Annotated in this window: 18 protein-coding genes and 1 pseudogene; 6 read left to right on the top strand and 13 right to left on the bottom strand. The window is 68.4% G+C overall.

Going from position 1 to position 17,017, the window contains the following annotated elements; all coding sequences use genetic code 11:
- Positions 1-42: 42 nt before the first annotated feature.
- The 4 genes from M9978_RS08095 to M9978_RS08080 form a co-directional block, all read right to left on the bottom strand.
- Positions 43-576: a CarD family transcriptional regulator gene (locus M9978_RS08095; RefSeq protein ID WP_254292746.1), complete on the bottom strand. Its 534-nt coding sequence runs from the start codon at positions 574-576 to the stop codon at positions 43-45.
- Between the two features lie 402 nt (positions 577-978).
- The gene (fdxA, locus tag M9978_RS08090; protein ID WP_254292518.1) at positions 979-1,320 is read right to left on the bottom strand and encodes a ferredoxin FdxA; all 342 of its coding nucleotides are present in this window, start codon (positions 1,318-1,320) and stop codon (positions 979-981) included.
- Between the two features lie 102 nt (positions 1,321-1,422).
- Positions 1,423-1,719 (bottom strand): RNA-binding S4 domain-containing protein, encoded by a 297-nt coding sequence (locus tag M9978_RS08085; RefSeq protein WP_254292517.1) that lies wholly within the window; start codon positions 1,717-1,719, stop codon positions 1,423-1,425.
- On the bottom strand, positions 1,712-4,186 hold the full coding sequence (locus tag M9978_RS08080; RefSeq protein WP_254292516.1) for a helicase-related protein: 2,475 nt from the start codon (positions 4,184-4,186) through the stop codon (positions 1,712-1,714). Before M9978_RS08080 ends, M9978_RS08085 begins: the two co-directional genes overlap by 8 nt.
- Before the next feature lie 232 nt (positions 4,187-4,418).
- Between M9978_RS08080 and M9978_RS08075 the strand changes: the two genes are divergently transcribed.
- Complete coding sequence (locus M9978_RS08075; RefSeq protein ID WP_254292515.1) at positions 4,419-5,918, top strand: M23 family metallopeptidase; 1,500 nt, start codon at positions 4,419-4,421, stop codon at positions 5,916-5,918.
- A 1-nt stretch (position 5,919) separates the two neighbouring features.
- The gene (locus M9978_RS08070; RefSeq protein WP_254292514.1) at positions 5,920-6,618 is read left to right on the top strand and encodes a LamG-like jellyroll fold domain-containing protein; all 699 of its coding nucleotides are present in this window, start codon (positions 5,920-5,922) and stop codon (positions 6,616-6,618) included.
- Here the strand turns inward: M9978_RS08070 and M9978_RS08065 are convergent.
- The 3 genes from M9978_RS08065 to M9978_RS08055 all read right to left on the bottom strand — a co-directional run bounded on the left by M9978_RS08065 (position 6,615) and on the right by M9978_RS08055 (position 10,215).
- Positions 6,615-8,285, bottom strand: coding sequence for an ATP-binding protein (locus M9978_RS08065; protein ID WP_254292513.1), 1,671 nt, complete (start codon positions 8,283-8,285; stop codon positions 6,615-6,617). The two genes, M9978_RS08070 and M9978_RS08065, sit on opposite strands and share 4 nt — an antisense overlap.
- A gap of 89 nt (positions 8,286-8,374) precedes the next feature.
- On the bottom strand, positions 8,375-9,163 hold the full coding sequence (locus tag M9978_RS08060; RefSeq protein WP_436977173.1) for a TIGR02186 family protein: 789 nt from the start codon (positions 9,161-9,163) through the stop codon (positions 8,375-8,377).
- A 137-nt stretch (positions 9,164-9,300) separates the two neighbouring features.
- Positions 9,301-10,215, bottom strand: coding sequence for a sulfite exporter TauE/SafE family protein (locus tag M9978_RS08055; RefSeq protein WP_254292512.1), 915 nt, complete (start codon positions 10,213-10,215; stop codon positions 9,301-9,303).
- Positions 10,216-10,322: 107 nt separating this feature from the next.
- Between M9978_RS08055 and M9978_RS08050 the strand changes: the two genes are divergently transcribed.
- From M9978_RS08050 to M9978_RS08040, 3 genes are read left to right on the top strand one after another with little or no spacing between them, the layout of a single operon-like run.
- Positions 10,323-10,529: a ParD-like family protein gene (locus M9978_RS08050; RefSeq protein WP_254292511.1), complete on the top strand. Its 207-nt coding sequence runs from the start codon at positions 10,323-10,325 to the stop codon at positions 10,527-10,529.
- A 1-nt stretch (position 10,530) separates the two neighbouring features.
- Positions 10,531-11,295, top strand: a complete 765-nt coding sequence (map, locus tag M9978_RS08045; RefSeq protein WP_254292510.1) for a type I methionyl aminopeptidase — start codon at positions 10,531-10,533, stop codon at positions 11,293-11,295.
- Positions 11,292-11,690 carry a GFA family protein gene (locus tag M9978_RS08040; RefSeq protein WP_254292509.1) on the top strand — a complete coding sequence of 133 codons (399 nt, stop codon included), beginning with the start codon at positions 11,292-11,294 and terminating at the stop codon, positions 11,688-11,690. Before map ends, M9978_RS08040 begins: the two co-directional genes overlap by 4 nt.
- On the opposite strand, the gene M9978_RS08035 is transcribed toward M9978_RS08040, so the two are convergent.
- The 3 genes from M9978_RS08035 to rpoZ all read right to left on the bottom strand — a co-directional run bounded on the left by M9978_RS08035 (position 11,687) and on the right by rpoZ (position 14,541).
- Positions 11,687-12,694, bottom strand: coding sequence for a hypothetical protein (locus M9978_RS08035; RefSeq protein WP_254292508.1), 1,008 nt, complete (start codon positions 12,692-12,694; stop codon positions 11,687-11,689). The two genes, M9978_RS08040 and M9978_RS08035, sit on opposite strands and share 4 nt — an antisense overlap.
- Positions 12,691-14,094: a glycosyl transferase family protein gene (locus M9978_RS08030; RefSeq protein WP_367305058.1), complete on the bottom strand. Its 1,404-nt coding sequence runs from the start codon at positions 14,092-14,094 to the stop codon at positions 12,691-12,693. The genes M9978_RS08035 and M9978_RS08030 overlap by 4 nt, the downstream gene beginning before the upstream one ends.
- Before the next feature lie 102 nt (positions 14,095-14,196).
- Positions 14,197-14,541: a DNA-directed RNA polymerase subunit omega gene (gene rpoZ, locus M9978_RS08025; RefSeq protein ID WP_254292507.1), complete on the bottom strand. Its 345-nt coding sequence runs from the start codon at positions 14,539-14,541 to the stop codon at positions 14,197-14,199.
- A gap of 250 nt (positions 14,542-14,791) precedes the next feature.
- Here rpoZ and M9978_RS08020 point away from each other — a divergent pair, with 250 nt between their 5' ends.
- Positions 14,792-16,006: a phospholipase D-like domain-containing protein gene (locus M9978_RS08020; protein WP_254292506.1), complete on the top strand. Its 1,215-nt coding sequence runs from the start codon at positions 14,792-14,794 to the stop codon at positions 16,004-16,006.
- Positions 16,007-16,036: 30 nt separating this feature from the next.
- Here the strand turns inward: M9978_RS08020 and M9978_RS08015 are convergent, their stop codons facing one another.
- The 3 genes and pseudogenes from M9978_RS08015 to M9978_RS08005 form a co-directional block, all read right to left on the bottom strand.
- Positions 16,037-16,345 (bottom strand): hypothetical protein, encoded by a 309-nt coding sequence (locus M9978_RS08015; protein WP_254292505.1) that lies wholly within the window; start codon positions 16,343-16,345, stop codon positions 16,037-16,039.
- Positions 16,346-16,410: 65 nt separating this feature from the next.
- A complete protein-coding gene (locus M9978_RS08010) occupies positions 16,411-16,830 on the bottom strand; it encodes a hypothetical protein (RefSeq protein WP_254292504.1) in 420 nt (139 codons plus the stop codon).
- Positions 16,831-16,889: 59 nt separating this feature from the next.
- Positions 16,890-17,017, bottom strand: a pseudogene (locus M9978_RS08005) (IS481 family transposase); the annotation flags it as partial.

Raw genomic sequence — 17,017 nt, 5'->3', positions numbered from 1 at the left:
GCCCTGCGGGACCGCCCTTCATTCGTCCACGGCGTCCGGCGTTCAGGCCGGCGCCTTGTCCTTGTTGTAGATCGCTGCGGACGCCCGCAGGATTTCCAGCAGTTTCTCGAGCGCCGCCTTCTCGTCGATCTGCTCCATCGCGGCGAGTTCGCGCGCGAGGCGCGAGGCCGCCGCTTCGAAGATCTGCCGCTCGGAATAGCTCTGCTCGGGCTGGTCGTCGGCGCGGAACAGGTCGCGCACCACCTCGGCGATCGACACCAGGTCGCCCGAGTTGATCTTCGCCTCATATTCCTGCGCGCGGCGCGACCACATGGTGCGCTTGACCTTGGGCTTGCCCTTGAGCGTGTCGAGCGCTTCCCTGAGCGTCTTGTCGCTCGACAGCTTGCGCATGCCCACGCTTTCCGCCTTGTTGGTCGGAACGCGCAGGGTCATTTTCTCTTTTTCGAAGCGGAGCACGTACAGCTCGAGCTGCATGCCCGCGATTTCAGATTTCTGGAGCTCGATCACACGGCCTACGCCGTGCTTGGGGTAAACGACATAATCGCCGACATCGAAGGACAGCGCCTTGGCAGCCATGTGCGGGAAGCCTTTCTTCAAGAATTCACGCCCCTTGCATATTGCGCCGCCCGCCCGGTGCGGTTACCGGGGCAATGGACGTCGCGCGGGGCAAATCAACAACGGTCTCCAGTACCGAAACGCGATTCCTCGCGTCCGGCGGCGTATTTAACACAGATGCAATAAAATTACCACCCCGGAATCCCGGCGGTGGAGAATGGTGCATTGCGGGAAGCGATTGGCGTGATTCGGTTTTGTCGCCGAACGCCCGTTCTGCCGCTTTCCGTCACCCCGGCCTCGTGCCGGGGTCCACCGCGCGGCAAGCGGTGCGCACGATGCCTGAAGTCAGCACGCGCTTCGACGTGGACCCCGGCACGAGGCCGGGTGACAGTCACAAGTGCGGAGCGAAGTTCGCCCTTCCCATCAATCCCCCGCGCCGCCCTCGGGCGAGAAATACTTCTCGAACTTGCCCTCTTCGCCCTTGTGCTCGTCGGCATCGGCGGGGGTCTGGTCGGCCTTGCGCGTGACGTTCGGCCATTGCGCGGAGAAGTTGGTGTTGAGTTCGAGCCACTGCTCCAGCCCGCTCTCGGTATCGGGCAGGATCGCCTCGGCCGGGCATTCGGGCTCGCACACGCCGCAGTCGATGCACTCGTTGGGGTTGATGACTAGCATGTTCTCGCCCTCGTAGAAGCAGTCGACCGGACAGACCTCGACGCAGTCCATATACTTGCAGCGGATGCAGGCATCGGTGACGACATAGGTCATGGCAGTTCAGGCCCCTCAAGCGCCCATGCGGGCAGTATCACCGCTCCTGCTATGCCCGGCATTTGAGCGCGTCAATCAAGACGCGCTTTCTGCGAGACGTTCTTAGTCTTCGCCGGGTTGCGCGGGTTGCGCTACGCCGGGCGTAAGCTCCTGATACATCTCCGCCGCCTCGGGCGCCGGACCGCGCCGCCGCGGCAGCGCCTCCACCCGCAGCACGCGCACCTTGCCGCGCAGCGGAAAGGCGATCACCGACCCCACGCGCACCTGCGCCGACGAGCGCTCGATCCGCCGTCCGTCGAGCCGCAGCATGCCCGCCTCGGCCAGATCCTGCGCGGCGTTGCGCGTCTTCACCAGCCGCGCGAACCACAGAAACCGGTCGAGCCGCATCGCCTCACTCATCGACCAGCTCCGCGAGCTTGGCGAAAGCGTTGTCTCTTGGCGCGGCCCTGGGCTTGGCGAGCGGGGTCAGCCCCTTCCACACCCAGCGCGGCGGCTCGCCTTTCGGCGCGCGAACGCTCTGAAAGCCGAGTTGCGCCATCAGCCGCGCGATCGTGTCGGCGGTCAGTCCCATCGACGTCGCGAGCGCCGGATCGGGGCTGAACGGCATGCGCCCCTTGCGCTGGTCATGCGCCGCCTGCGCGATGCGCTCGGCCAGATCGACGCGTACCGCCTGTTGCCCGAGCGGGCGGAAGCCATGTTCCAGCGCAGCGCCAGGCGCGCCGCGCGGCAGCACCGTCGCCCCCTCGGCCGGTGCCTCCGTCAGCCCCAGCAAGCCCCGCCGCGCCGCCGCCGCGCGCGGCTTGAGCAGCGCCGGCGCGAACAGGTCGAGCGTGCCGATCACCAGCCCCGCCTTGCGCAGCGTCTTGCGCTCGTCAGGCTCGAGCTTCTCGACCAGCGCGCCCGCCGCGCGGCGCGGCAGCAGCCCGCCGGCCTCGACCAGCGCCCCGGCCAGCGCCCGCACCCGCGCGCCTGCGCTTGCTTCCTTGCTCAGCGCGTCGAGCGCGGTCAGCGCGGGCAGGTCGGCGGCGATACGCTCGGCGAACCAACGCTCGATCCGCGCCTGCACCGCGGCGCGCGTCTTCACGTCGAGCACGTCGAGCGAGCGGTCGGTGCGAACCCGCGGCCGCACCGGATTGCCGGTCGGATCGAGCCGCGCCACCACTGCGCCGCGCCACGTCACCGCACCTTCTGCCAGCGAAAACGCGTCATCCTCCGCCGCGATCAGCGCCTCGCCGCGCTGGCGCAACTCGCGCGCCAGTCCCTTCTCCGCCGCCGCCAGCAGCATGCGCTTGTCCGCCACCCGCGCATCGGCATCGACCGCGAAATGGAAGCCGCGCAGGTGACCCAGCACATGCTCCTCGACGCTGACTTCGCCCTCCGGCCCGATCACCACAGGCAGGTTCGAGGCGTCCGCGCCGATCTGGCGCAACAGCACCGTAGTGCGCTTGTCGACGAAACGTTGCGTCAGACTGGCATGCAGCGCATCGGACAATTTCTCCTCGAGCGCGCGCGTGCGGTCGGCCCAATGCGCCGGCTCGGCCAGCCAGTCGCTGCGCTGCGCGATATAGGCCCAGCTGCGTGCCGCCGCGATCCGCCCGGCGATCGTCTCGACATCGCCATCCACCCGGTCGAGCCGCGCCAATTCGTCGGCGAACCAGACATGCGGAATATGCCCGGTCCCCTCGCTCAGATGCCGGAACACCCGCGCCACGAAGCGCGCATGCGGATCGCTGCCGAGCTTGCGGAAATCGGGCAGGCCGCACGCCGCCCATAGCCGCGCCACCGCACGCGGCGAGCGCACCCGTTCGCGCACCCAGTCCTCACCCGCCAGCCGCTTGAGCACAGCGAGGTCCACCGCCTCGGGCGCGGCGCGCAGCCCCGGCGAGTCGGGCTTGCGCTCCAGGCTCGCGATCAGCGCCTCGATGCTGGCAAAATCCGGCTCGCCTTCGCGCCAGTAGAGATATTCGAGCCGCGGCACCGAATGCCCCTCGACCGCCGCGATCTCCTCGGGCGTGAACGCGCCCGGCCCTTCCTCGCTCAGCGCGCCGAACGTCCCGTCGCGCTGGTGCCTTCCCGCGCGTCCGGCGATTTGCGCCATCTCCGCGACGGTCAGCCGCCGCTGACGCTTGCCGTCGAACTTGTTGAGCGAGGCGAAGGCGACATGACTGACATCCAGATTGAGTCCCATGCCGATCGCATCGGTCGCGACCAGATAATCGACCTCGCCAGCCTGGAACATCGCCACCTGCGCGTTGCGCGTGCGCGGGGACAACGCGCCCATCACCACCGCCGCCCCGCCGCGCAGCCGCCGCAGCGCTTCGGCCACGGCATAGACTTCCTCGGCGCTGAACGCGACGATCGCCGATCTTTTGGGCAGCCGCGACAGCTTCTTGGCGCCGGCATAACTCAGCGTCGAGAAACGCGGCCGCGTGATGATCTCCGCCTCGGGCACCAGTTTGCGCAGCACCGGCCGGAGCGAATCCGATCCCAGGATCATCGTCTCGTCGCGCCCGCGTGCGCGCAGAATGCGGTCGGTGAAGACATGCCCGCGCTCGGGATCGGCACCCAACTGCGCCTCGTCGATCGCGACGAATCCCAGCTCTCGATCGGTCGGCATCGATTCCACCGTACACAGGAACCAGCGCGCGCCCGGCGGCACGATCCGCTCCTCGCCGGTGACCAGCGCCACTTCCTTCGGCCCCTTGATCGCGACCACCCGGTCATAGACCTCGCGCGCCAGCAGCCGCAGCGGGAAACCGATCATCCCGCTCGAATGACCGCACAACCGCTCGATCGCGAGGTGCGTCTTGCCGGTATTGGTAGGGCCGAGCACCGCGGTGACCGGACTGTTCGAAAACAGGCTCATCGTGCCTGCCAAGATCGTCGCGACTGATGCTCCGCGCAAGCCATTGCAGCGATAGCGCATTGAAAAGGCGCGCTTGCCCCCGGCAAACGCCTCGCCTTCCCCTGCGCACGGCTCACCGCAGCCGAGGCCCTCATTTTGGCTGCTTAATTTGACTTTAGGGAGTATGGTCCACAACGCTTGGACCTGTGCCGGGGGTCGGCATCGGTAGATCGATGATGGGGGGCGGCGCACCTTGTTTCTGCGCAGCGATCAGGGAATTGAGCAGGCCGGCGGCGCGGCAGCGCTGTCGTTCGGCCGCGCCCTGCCCGCGCCCGCATCCGGCCTGCTCGCCCGTTTCCACGAACGTTATCCTGATTTCGAACTGGCGCCCGATCTCGGCTCGCGCATCGGCACCGGCGACTGGTGGCGCGGCACCGCGACCTGCGCGACATTGCTCGCAGCCGTCGTGCTGCTCTCGCCCGGCTTCGAGCGCCCGATCTATGGCGCCGTCCCGCCCGCACTGACCGGCAACGACGCCGCGATCGCGCAGGCACAGGCGATCGCCCCGCTGGGACAAGGCAGCAAGACCGGCACCAGGCTCGCCGCCACCGCGCTTGTCACCCCGCTCACCGACACGCCCGAACGCCCGATCCTGCAGCACAGCGTGACGCTCGGCTCTGGCACCGCGCTCGCCGCAGCGCTCCAGCGCTCGGGCGTCGGCCGCGCCGAAGCCGCACAGGCCGCCGACCTGGTCGCCGGTGCGGTCTCGCTCGCCGATCTCAATTCCGGCACCCAGCTCGACCTGACGCTCGGCCGCCGCAGCGACAAGTCGCAGCCGCGCCCGCTCGAAAAGCTCGCCTTCCGCGCGCGTTTCGACCTGAGCCTCGAACTCGTGCGCAGCGGCGCGAGCCTCGCGCTCAACGAAATTCCGATCGCCATCGACCACACGCCGCTGCGCATCCGTGGCCGCGTCGGCGACTCGCTCTACCGCTCGGCGCGCGCCGCCGGCGCGCCGTCCAAGGCGGTCGAAGCCTATATCCGCTCGATCGCGACGCGCATGCCGATCGGCCGCGTCGGCGCCGACAGCGAATTCGACATCATCGTCGAGCAGGCCAAGGCCGCGACCGGCGAGGTCCAGCTCGGCAATCTCCTGTTCGCCGGCCTCAACGGCGGCGCGGGCAAGCTCCAGCTCGTGCGCTGGGAAGAGGAGGGCCGCACCACCTGGTATGACGGGCGCGGCATGGGCGAGCGCAAGGGGCAGATGGCGATGCCCGCCGCCGGCCGCATCAGCTCGACCTTCGGCCTGCGCCGCCACCCGGTGCTGGGCTTCGCGCGCATGCACAAGGGGCTCGACATCGCCGCCGGCTACGGCTCGCCGATCCGCGCCGCCAATGACGGCACCGTCGCCTTTGCCGGGCGCAATGGCGGTTACGGCAATTTCGTGCGGCTCAATCACAGCGGCGGCATGGGCTCGGGCTATGGCCATATGAGCCGCATCGCGGTGAGCAACGGCCAGCGCGTCGCGCGCGGCCAGGTGATCGGCTATGTCGGCTCGACCGGCATCTCGACCGGCCCGCACCTCCATTACGAGCTCTACCGCAACGGCATCGCGATCAACCCGCGCTCGGTCAGCTTCTCGGTCGTGGATCAGCTCGGCGGCGGCGACCTGCGCGCGTTCAAGAGCAAGCTCGCGCAATTGCTCGCGGTGCCGATCGGCGGCACGCGCAACAAGCCCACCGCCGAAGCCGAGTAATTTGCTCGATCGCCGCACGCTGCTGATCGGCGCACTGGCTGTGTCGTCGGGTGCTGCGGCCCGCGCCCGTCCCGAAATCTGGACCTTCGATTCGCTGACTCGCATCGGCGGCCACCGCGTCCGGACCGAAGGCGCGCCGCAGCTGATCCGCACCCCGCTCGGCCGCGCCGTCGAATTCGACGGCGTCGGCGACGCACTGTTTCTCGACCATCACCCGCTCGCCAACACCCCGCGCTTTACCTTCGAGGCGCTGTTCCGCCCCGATGGCGGCGCGTTCGAGCAGCGCTGGTTTCACCTTGAAAGCGACGAGACGCCGCCGGTCGCCCCCGGCACCGGCCGCACGCGCATGTTGTTCGAGATCCGCGTCGTGAAGGACCGCTGGTATCTCGACGCCTTCATGCGCGGCGAGGGCTATAACCAGCCGCTGATCGTGCCCGACAAGACCTTTCCTGTCGGCCGCTGGTATCATGTCGCGCAAAGCTATGACGGAACGACCTATCGCTCGTTCGTCGACGGCGCGCTTCAGGCCGAAATGCCGCTGGCGTTCAAGCCGCAACACCCGGGCAAGGCGTCGGTCGGCATCCGTATGAACCGCGTCAACCCGTTCCGCGGCGCGGTCAGGCAAGCCGCCTTCACCCGCGGCGAAGCGCTCGATGCCAACACGTTCGTCTTGAAGAAAAGGCTCCGGCGGAGCGTCTAACGCCCCTGTGAGCGCCACTTCCTGATCGTGCGCTCGAGGATCGCATCCTCGCCGCCGGTATGCCGCCACAGTTCGGAGAACATCGGATCGCTCGACGCCGGACGCTTCGCCTCGGCGAGCGAATCGAACGTCACGCGCACCGGCGTCGCCACGCCCTCGCCGACCATGATGCACTCGCGGTTGCGCAGCGCGGGGATCGAATCTAGGAAGCCGCGCGCGCCCTCGGGCATCGCCGCGCGGACGAAGGCCTGGTCGCGGTCGTTGTTGAGGCGCATCGCGATGATCGTGCCGCATTGCGACAGCACGCCTTCCGCCAGATCCGACGGCCGCTGCGTGATCAGCCCGAGCGACACGCCATATTTGCGGCCTTCCTTGGCGATGCGACTGAGGATGCGTCCGACCGACGAGCCATCAGCGTTGCGCTCGTTGGGGACGTAGCGGTGCGCTTCCTCGCACACCAGCAGCACCGGCCGCTGCGCCTCGCCGCGCGACCAGATCGCATAGTCGAACACCATCCGGCTAAGCACCGCGACCACCACGCTGGTGATCTCGCTCGGCACGCCCGACACGTCGATGATCGAGATCGGCTTGCCCTCGCTCGGCAGACGGAAGATGCGGCTGATGAAGCTCGCCATCGTGTCCGACACCAACATGCCCGAAAACATGAAGGCGTAGCGCGGATCGCCCTTGATCTCCTCGACCTTGGACTTGAGCCGCAGATAAGGCGCCGTGTCGGTCGCCTTGTCCATCTTGCCCATCTCGTTCTGGATGATCGTGGTGAGGTCGGACAGCAGATAGGGGATCGGCGCATCGACGGTCAGCTTGCCGAACTCGGCCGCCAGCCGGTTCTTCTGCTTGGCCATCAGGATGCATTTGGCGAGGATGTCGGCATCGACCTGCCGGTCCGAGCCTTCGGTGGTCAGGAAGACCTCGCAATGCTCCTCGAAATTCATCAGCCAGTACGGCATCGCCAGATTGCTGACGTCGAACAACATGCCGTTGGTCTTGAACGCCGCGGAATATTCGCCATGCGGGTCGATCATCACGATATGACCCTGCGGCGCGAGCTCGCAGATGCGGTGGAGGATCAGCGCTGCGCTGGTCGACTTGCCGGTGCCGGTCGAGCCGAGCAGTGCGAAATGCTTGCCGAGCATCGCGTCGATATAGAGCGCGGCGCGAATGTCCTTGGTCGGATAGACGTTGCCGACCTCGATATACGCGCGATCGTCGGCGGCGTAGATCTGCCTGAGATCCGCGGTCGAGACCGGGAACACCGCCGCGCCCGGCGAGGGATAACGCGTCACGCCGCGGCGGAAGCTGTAGAGCTTGCCGGTCAGCCGCTCCTCATCGCCTTCGCCGAGGAAATCGACTTGCGCGACGACCTTGCCCTCGTCGAGCCGCAGCGCGCGGACATTGGCGATCAGCCAGGCCGCGCCCGATCGCATCTTGATCTGGCTGCCGACCGTGCCCGAGCTGGCGACGGCGGGATCGGCGCTGTGCGTCAGCGCTTCCACCGCGGCGGGATCAAAGATCACCTCGCTCGACGCGCCGCCGATAGCAGAAAGCGTACCGATCACCGCGGGCACGAAAGTCGTGGCGACCGGCACCACCGCTTCGGACGGCGGGCGGATACGGTCGAAACGCTGGCCGCTCACGTCATCGGTCATTTGGGCACACGGCTCCCCGGCATCAAAACAGGCCGTATTATGCGCTCCGACAAGTTAAGATGAGGTTGGGATCAGGGGCTTTTATGGACTCAGAACCGCCGCCAGATCGCTCCCGCCGCCCAGCCGAAGAAGACCGACAGGAACACCGCCGCCAGACCGTACAGGAACGACGAGCGTTCCGCCGCGCGCGCGATCCATCGCTCGAAGCCGGACTTGCGGATGTCGATGTCGCGCACCGCCGCCGCCAGCACGCGCCCGTCGCGGATCAGGAAGGTCTCGGCGGTGAAGCGCCCGACCGGCACGCGCGCGGGGATGTTGACGCGCGCCCGGTAGAGCACGTCATCGGTGATCTCCACCGTCTTCGGCGCCTCGTAATAAAGCCCGCCGCGCTTCTTCAATTCGACCAGCCCGGCATCGAACCGCGCCTGCACTGCCGGCACCGCGCCCGAAGCCGGCGAGAGCTGCAGGCTATCCAGTCCCAGCTCGTAGATCGCCCGCGTGCGGGCATCGACGATCTGGCGGATCGGCCGCGACGAGGCGATCGCGTAGAAGCTCGGCGCCGAGCGGTAGCGCGTCCGTTCGGCATTGACCCAGATGCCTGCGATCTTCTGCTTCTCGCGCACCAGCACCGATTCGGTGGGCCCCTTCACCACCACCACGATGTCGGCGGGCGGCTCGCCGGCGCGCGGCCCGCTGCCCCCGGCATGCAGGATCGCGCCGAACAGCAGCAGGTCGGCGCCGGTGAAGGAATAGGCGATCTCGATCTCACGCTGCGACACGTCGGGAACCAGCACCGGCTTGGTCTGCCCGAGCAACAGCGGGGCGGCGAGTATGAGGGCGATCTTCGATCGCGTTGCGGCACCTGCCCGCTCCCCCACCCGGCCACCCCACGGTAGTATCTTATGGGTGGCCGGGTGGGGGAACGGGCGGAGCAGCCAGGCTCCAGCGATCGAAGATCGATGGATGCTGCGGAGGGCGGTGCCGCGTTTCGGCGCAGCTGAAACCCAATCAAACATCACGCCAGTTCCACCGTGAAGATCTCGTCCGGCCGCCACGCCAACCCCAACAGGATGCGGATCGCCACCAGCAGCACGATCACGCCCAGCGCCAGCCGCAGATATTCGGGCCGCGCGCGCTGGGCGAAGCGCACCCCGATCTGCGCGCCGACCACCGACCCCAGCAGCAGCAGCGCGGCCAGCACGATATCGACGGCCTTGGTCGTCAGCGAATGCACCATCGTCGCCGCGGCGCTGACGAACAGGATCTGGAACAGCGAAGTGCCGACCACCACCTGAGTCGGCATGCCGATCAGATAGAGCATCGCCGGGATCAGGATGAACCCGCCGCCGACGCCGAGCAGCACGGTCAATATGCCAGTCGCGAAGCCGAGCAGCAGCGGCGCGAAGGGCGAAATGTACAACCCCGAGCGGTAGAAGCGCCAGCGCAGCGGCAGTGCCGCGACCATCGGATGATGCCGCCGCCGCTTGGCGCGCGGCGTGGTGCCTTCGCGCGCCGCACGGATCGCGCCCCAGGATTCGGACAGCATCAGCCAGCCGATCGCGCCGAGCATCACGACATAGAGCACCGCGATCACCGTATCGATCTGCCCGGTCGATTGCAGCAGCTTGAACAGGATCGCGCCCATGCCCGATCCCAGCACGCCGCCCGCGATCAGCACCGCGCCCATATGCAGGTCGACCCCGTCACGGCGCAGATGCGCGAACACCCCCGACACGCTCGCCCCGGTCACCTGGCTCGCGGCGGAGGCGGCGGCGACGGTCGGCGGGATGCCATAGACGATCAGCAACGGCGTGGTCAGGAATCCGCCACCGACCCCGAACATGCCCGACAGCAACCCGACACCGAGTCCCAGCAGCACGATCACGACCGCGTTGACCGAAAGGCTGGCGATGGGAAGGTAAAGGTCCATGCGTTCCTCTGCCTAGCGCGTCGGAAGCGCATTCGGAAGGCGCAGCGTTTGACGAACGAGCATATGATCCATATACGAATCGTATATTAACCGGCTTGAGGACGATCATGGGCATCGTGAAGATCGACGACGACCTGCACGAGGAGGCGCGCCGCGCCAGCACCGTCATGTGCCGCTCGATCAACGCGCAGGCCGAATTCTGGATGAAGATCGGCATGCTCGCCGAAGCCAATCCGGCGCTGTCGTTCAGCGAGATCGTGCGGCGCGAACTCGCCGCAGTGCCGCCGCCAGTCGCGGACGCCGCGGCCGCCTGACATGGTCAAGACCGCGGACGAACTCGCGCTGATGCGCGTGTCGGGCAAGCTGCTGGCATCGGTGTTCGAGATGCTCGATCGCCTCGATCTCGCCGGCATGTCGACGATGCAGGTCAACGATCTGGTCGACCGCTTCATCACCGACGACCTCGCCGCGCGCCCGGCGAGCAAGGGGCAGTACGGCTTCAAATATGTGCTGAACTGTTCGATCAACCATGTCGTCTGTCATGGCGTGCCCGATCCGCTCGACGTGATTCGCGATGGCGACATCATCAACCTCGACATCACGCTCGAGAAGAACGGCTTCATCGCGGATTCGAGCAAGACCTATCTGGTCGGCGCGGTCGCCCCTGCTGCGAAGCGGCTGGTCCGCGTCGCGCAGGAGGCGATGTGGAAGGGCATCGGTCAGGTCCGCCCCGGCGCACATCTCGGCGATATCGGCGCGGCGATCGAGCGGCACGCGAAGAAGAATGGCTATTCGGTCGTCCGCGACTATTGCGGCCATGGCATCGGCCGCGAGATGCACGAGGAGCCTTCGGTGCTCAATTTCGGCCGCCCCGGCACCGGCATGAAGCTGCGCGAGGGCATGGTCTTCACGATCGAGCCGATGATCAACCAGGGCAGCCGCAAGGTCGCGACGCAGCCCGATGGCTGGACCGTGGTGACTCAGGACGGTAAGCTCTCCGCGCAATTCGAGCATACCGTCGCGGTCACTGGCGACGGCGTCGAAGTCCTCACCCTGCGCCACGGCGAACGCGCCGCATGACCGACCGCGTCGCCACCTGCCGCTGCGGTCAGCTGCGTGTCACCTGCACCGGCGAGCCCGTGCGCGTTTCAGTGTGCCATTGCCTCGAATGCCAGAAGCGCAGCGGCAGCGCGTTCGCGTTTCAGGCGCGCTGGCCCGACGCACAGGTCGAAACGGCGGGCACGTTCAGCACGTGGTCGCGCACCGGCGACAGCGGCAAAAGCGCGACCTTCCGCTTCTGCCCGACCTGCGGCGCGACCGTCGCCTATGCCAGCGAAGCCATGCCGGGCCTCACCGCCGTCGCGGTCGGTGCCTTCGCCGACCCATCATTCCCGTCGCCGCATTATTCGGTCTATGAAGAGCGCAAGCACGGCTGGGTCGCCATAACGGGCGACGGCATCGAGCATTTGGACTAGAAATCCGCCCCCAGCGTCACCGCCGGTCCAGATCCCGGCCGCGCATCGCCCGCCACGCGCTCGCGCCAGTCGACCGCGAGCTTCACCGCCTTGTCGCCCAGCGGCACCGTCGCCACCGCGCTCGGCCCGACATCGAGCCGCGCCGCCTCACGCTGCGCCGCGCCCCATGCGCCCGCGCCGACATCCAGCCGCGCCTTGCCCGCGCGCGCCACCTCATGCGTCACGCGCAGCGCGCCATCGGCGAACGGGTCGAGCCGCCCGCGCCACACCGCACCCGCCTGGCCATAGGCTTCAAGCCTGAAGTCGAACGGCAGCTCGACCGCATCGACCCCGCCGACCACCGCCACCGCCGGGCCGCCCCGGTTGCCGTCGAGCCCGACGCGATGCTCCGCGGCGACCCGCACCGGATGCCGCGTCGGTTGCCATTCGATGCCCAGCGCCAGCTCGCGCCCGGCCACCGCCAGCGGCGCGCTCGCACGCAGATAGAGCCGCATCCGCCGCTGCTGACCCAAGGCATAGACGACGCGCACGCCGAGCTGATCGCCGCCGAGCATCGCGCCGCTGGCGGGCGCGCCGCGCCGCGTCACGAACCAGCCGCTCGCCGACCAGCGCGACGGCGGCTGCGCCGCCTCGGGCAGCGCCACTGGCCGCGGCAACAGATAGGGAATCGCACCCGACGGCGCACCCAGCGGCTGTTCCTGCCCGAACGACACCAGCCCGAGCATCGCCAGTTGGACTCGCCCCGGCTCGGCGGACGGCTGGTCCGGCAGCTGCACATGAACGGCGATCGGCGCTGGCGTCGCGCGCGCGACTTGCCTCCGGCCCGGAACCTCGACCGGTGCGGCACGGGGCGACACCGCCGCCACCGCGCGCTGGATCGGGAACGCCGCCTCGATCGCCTCGGGCAAGGTCGCGCCCTCGGGCCACAGGATCGCCACGCGCGCGCCGGCCCAGCCGGCCGCCACCAGCGCGACGAAGCGCAGCGGGCGGCCCTTGCCGTTCACTGCACCAGCCCTTCGGGGAAGCGGTGCGCCGTCTTGTCCCATTGCGCCCGCTCGCCGCGCAGCGTGCGCCAATAGAGCGCCAGCGCACGCCGCGCCGCGAGCAGCGCCACCAGATTGGCCACCACGACGCGCGGCACCGACAGCAGCGCCTGCGGAAGGCCGTAGCTGCGCCCGGTAAACGCCATGCGCAGCGCCAGCCGCCAGCCGAGCAGTCCGGCATTGACGCCCAGCACCCAGCGCATCGCGCCTTCGGGCCGCGGCAGCGGCGTGCCCGTCACGACATGCCCTGCCAGCGACGCCCCCCAGGCGACCAGCGCGAGATAGGCGATGGCCAGCACGGGAATTGCCAGCGTCGCGCGGCGGTCGCGCATCCGCATCCAATGCTCGCCGATCCCGCCCCGATGCGCCCAGCCGGTGCGGTCCCACCCGGCAAGCGCAATCCCCATCATCCATCGCGCCTTTTGCCGCACCGCCGCGCCCAGCGTCGCCGGGAAGAAGGCGCGCACCGCGATCAGCCCGCCGCGTGCGTCGCGCCGCCGCACGAAGCAGCTGCGCCCGCCCATCGCCGCGACCGTCAGCCCCAGCTCGTAATCCTCGGTCAGGCTGGTCGCGTCGAACGGCATGCCCCCGCGCAGCCCGGCGATCCGCCCGAGCATGCCGCGCCCGATCGCACAGCCCACCCCGGCGAACGGCAGCGCCGCGCCGAGCGCCTGCCGCACCACCAGCGCCTTGCCATGCGCCTCGGCAAACTCGTCGAGATAGTGCCCCTCGACCAGCGGCGAGCGCGAATCGGCGAGCGGCAGCACCGGAATCTGCACCGCGTCATACGCGTCGAGATACGCCGCGAACACGCGCAACTCGGCGGGATGCACGACATCCTCGGCGTCGTGCAGCACCACCGCGCGCACCGGCCAGCCTTCGGCCTCGTCGGCAAGCAGCGCGCGCCACAGCGAATTGAGGCAATCGGCCTTGGTCGTCGGTCCGGCCGCCTCGCCGATCACCAGCCGCACGCGCGCATCCCCATCCGCGACCCCGGCCACCTCGGCGATGGTCGCACGGTCATTGGGATAGGCGCCGACATAGATGCGGAAATCGGGATAGTCGTAGCGCGCGAGCGCGGTACGCAGCATCGGCGCGATCACCGCGGCCTCGTCCCAGGCGGGCACGAAGATCGCCATCGCGCCCGCGCCGTCATCTAGCGCCGGTTTGGGTCTCCGCACGAGCCAGCCGCGCACCCGCACGGCGAAATAGGCGAGATCTGCAAGAACATCGTCGATCCCGCCGATCAGGAACCCGATCGCCGCGAACAACATCGTCTCGCGCGCAACCGCGTCGATGACGATCATGATCGACTCGCTGCCCGGCACGCCATCCCCCAATCCGGAAGGGACATAGTCCACAATGGACCATGGCGATCAAGCCATTCGTAGCGAACGCAACGAAAAACGCCGGCACTTCAATGAGAAGCGCCGGCGTCTTGCGATATCGCGGGTTACGCCGAGTCAGCCGTCGTAGTCGGCGCCCAGATTCTGGTTGCGCGGCGGCGCGGCGGCGGTGAGGCGCAGCGCCTCGGCCGATGCGGCCAGGCTGCCGACTTCATCCGGCGCTTCCTCGTCGTCGATCTGCACGCGCTGCAGGCTGCCGACCAGCGCTTCCTGAAGATTGTCGGGACGCACCGTCTCCTCGGCGATCTCGCGCAACGCGACGACCGGGTTCTTGTCGCGGTCGCGGTCGAGCGTCAGCTCGGCGCCGCCCGAGATCTGCCGCGCGCGCTGGGCCGCCAGCAGCACGAGGTCGAACCGGTTCGAGACCTTGTCGACGCAATCTTCAACGGTGACGCGCGCCATGAACGCTTCCTTGGAGCAGAGATACGGGAAAGCGGGGCAATTAGGGCGCACGTCCCGCAGAGTCAAGAAAATCGGGTTGGTCGAGCTGATCCGGCGTTGCCGGATGCGGCACCAGCCCGCTCCCCCACCCGAGCACCCATCGGCAGGATATTCTGGAATGGGTGGCCGGGTGGGGGAGCGGGCCGGTGCCGCGTTTCAGCTTCGCTGAAACTCCTGGCTCGATGCACAGCATCGTGCCACGAGAAACGCGATGGAGCCAGTCGCGCCGACCTCGATTCCCCGCGGCCTGCCGCCCGAGCCGCCACCGCAACCGGTGTTCGGAATCGACGGCAACCGGCTGACCCTGCTCGATACCGGCCCGCGCCGCCTCGACGCGCTGATCGGCCTGATCGGCGGCGCGCGCAGCTCGTTGCGGCTGCTCTATTACATCTACACCGACGATGCGGTCGGCGCGCAGGTGCGCGACGCGCTCACCGCCGCCGTGGGACGCGGCGTGCAGGTGACGCTGATCGTCGATGGTCTGGGCAGCGATCCCGCCTATGACAACGACTTCTTCGCGAGCCTGAAAGGCGCGGGCGGCAATGTCTGCTTCTTCGTGCCCCGGCTCGGCCGCCGCTATCTGTTGCGCAACCACCAGAAGTTCGCGCTCGCCGATGCCGGAACGCCCGACGCCCGCGTCATCATCGGCGGGTTCAACATCCAGGACGATTATTTCGGCGCGCCGGGCAGCGATGCCTGGCGCGACCTCGGCCTGCTCGTGGAAGGTCCGGCGGCGGCGCGGCTCGGCGGCTATTTCGACGCGCTGTGGCGCTGGGCGAAACGCCCGCGCGCGCCGCTCCGCGTGCTGCGCAAGGCGCTGTCGGACTGGAGCGAACCCGAGGGCAAACTACGCTGGCTGCTCGGCGGCCCGACCCGGCGGCTGTCACCCTGGGCGCGCGCCGTCCGCCGCGACCTCAAGCGCGCGAAGCGGATCGACATCCTCGCCGCCTATTTCTTCCCCAACCCGGCGATGCTCCGCCGCCTCGGCCGCGCGGCGCGGCGCGGTGGCGAGGTGCGCGTGGTGCTGCCCTCGATCACCGACAATCACCTGACGATCTGGGCGGCGCGTTTCACTTATCGCGGACTGCTGCGGCGCGGCGTTCGCATCTTCGAATATCTGCCGACCAAGCTGCACACCAAGCTGTTCGTGATCGACGACGCCGTGCAGATCGGCTCGGCCAATTTCGACATGCGCAGCCTGTTCCTCAACCTCGAGGTCATGCTGCGCATCGACGACCGCGCCTTCGCCGTGCATGTCCGCACCTATATCGATGGCGAGATCGCACGCTCGCGCGAGGTGACGCGCGAATTGCACCGCCAGCGCACCGGCCTGTGGACCCGCATCAAGCAGGCGGCGGTCTATTTCGTCGTGGGCGTGCTCGACTATCGCATCACGCGCAGCCTCAACATCGACGCGGAGAAGTGAGTCCCGAACGCTGCCGCCCGGGGCTCTGCATCACTTCACTTCGGCCAGCGCCGTCTCGGCCTTGGCCAGCACTTCGGGGGTCAGCTTGTCGGCGGCATAGGCCGACAGCTGCTTGAGACTCATGCCCTTGAACATCTCGTAGGATTCATGATTGCTCACGCCCGGAATCGCGGTGTCGAGCGCGGCCTTGGCCTTTGCGTCGGCGACGATATCCTGAATCGGCGTCTCGAGGTTGAACTTGGCAGTGGCGGCAGGCGCCGCGGCAGCGGGCGCGGTCTGCGCAATGGCGGCAGGCGTCAGCGCGACGGCCGCGAGCGCGGCCAGAACAACGGTCTTCATCGGTACAAGCATCCCTCCCAACGGCACACGCGAATCGCGGCCGGCCCGACGGGGCGAGGTTGACGTTAGCGTAAGCCGTGCGCCGGCGCGAGAGGGCCGATCGTGATCACCCAGAAGTCGGGCGGGGCGCCATAGCGCAACGGCAGCAGGCTGGTGCCGAGCCCCGCGCCGACGATCACCGTCCGCCCGCCCTCGCGGATCACGCCGCATGCATAACGGTCGCCATGATCCGACATCGTCGCGACCCGCCCGATCAGCGGCAGCGCGATCTGCCCGCAATGCGTATGTCCGGCCAGCACCAGCCCGAAACGCGGGGGCAGTTGCGGCACGATGTCCGGGCTGTGGCTCAGCGTGACCACCGGCGCGTCGTGGCGTGCCGCCGACCGCACCAGGGCCGCGATATCGGCGCGGCGCGTATAGGGATCGTCGGCCCCGGCGATCACCACCGGCCCGGCTCGCAAAGCCTCGTTCGCCAGCACGCGCACGCCCGCGCGCGGCAGCTCGCGGCGGAACGCCGCGGCGTCGCGCCAATGGTCGTGATTGCCTAGCTGTTCAGTCCCGGCATCTGGTGGATCGGGTTGACGATGAAGCGATCTGGCTCTGAAGTCCAGATTTTGCAGATGTACTCATAGGGTGTGAGGCCGCCGAGCGCCTTCAGGCGGCGGGCGAAGT

This window comes from Sphingomonas tagetis, assembly GCF_024211275.1.
Taxonomy (GTDB): domain Bacteria; phylum Pseudomonadota; class Alphaproteobacteria; order Sphingomonadales; family Sphingomonadaceae; genus Sphingomonas; species Sphingomonas tagetis.
Note: the sequence above shows the minus strand (reverse complement) of the source record. Positions and strands in the feature narration are given on the sequence as shown.

Excerpts from the sequence above, each read along its gene's own strand:
- M9978_RS08085 (WP_254292517.1), bottom strand. The coding sequence starts at position 1,719 with ATGAGTGAGGCGATGCGGCTCGACCGGTTTCTGTGGTTCGCGCGGCTG.
- rpoZ (WP_254292507.1), bottom strand. The coding sequence starts at position 14,541 with ATGGCGCGCGTCACCGTTGAAGATTGCGTCGACAAGGTCTCGAACCGG.
- M9978_RS08020 (WP_254292506.1), top strand. The coding sequence starts at position 14,792 with ATGGAGCCAGTCGCGCCGACCTCGATTCCCCGCGGCCTGCCGCCCGAG.
- M9978_RS08080 (WP_254292516.1), bottom strand. The coding sequence starts at position 4,186 with ATGAGCCTGTTTTCGAACAGTCCGGTCACCGCGGTGCTCGGCCCTACC.
- M9978_RS08050 (WP_254292511.1), top strand. The coding sequence starts at position 10,323 with ATGGGCATCGTGAAGATCGACGACGACCTGCACGAGGAGGCGCGCCGC.
- M9978_RS08065 (WP_254292513.1), bottom strand. The coding sequence starts at position 8,285 with ATGACCGATGACGTGAGCGGCCAGCGTTTCGACCGTATCCGCCCGCCG.
- M9978_RS08095 (WP_254292746.1), bottom strand. The coding sequence starts at position 576 with ATGGCTGCCAAGGCGCTGTCCTTCGATGTCGGCGATTATGTCGTTTAC.
- map (WP_254292510.1), top strand. The coding sequence starts at position 10,531 with ATGGTCAAGACCGCGGACGAACTCGCGCTGATGCGCGTGTCGGGCAAG.
- M9978_RS08040 (WP_254292509.1), top strand. The coding sequence starts at position 11,292 with ATGACCGACCGCGTCGCCACCTGCCGCTGCGGTCAGCTGCGTGTCACC.
- M9978_RS08015 (WP_254292505.1), bottom strand. The coding sequence starts at position 16,345 with ATGAAGACCGTTGTTCTGGCCGCGCTCGCGGCCGTCGCGCTGACGCCT.
- M9978_RS08055 (WP_254292512.1), bottom strand. The coding sequence starts at position 10,215 with ATGGACCTTTACCTTCCCATCGCCAGCCTTTCGGTCAACGCGGTCGTG.
- fdxA (WP_254292518.1), bottom strand. The coding sequence starts at position 1,320 with ATGACCTATGTCGTCACCGATGCCTGCATCCGCTGCAAGTATATGGAC.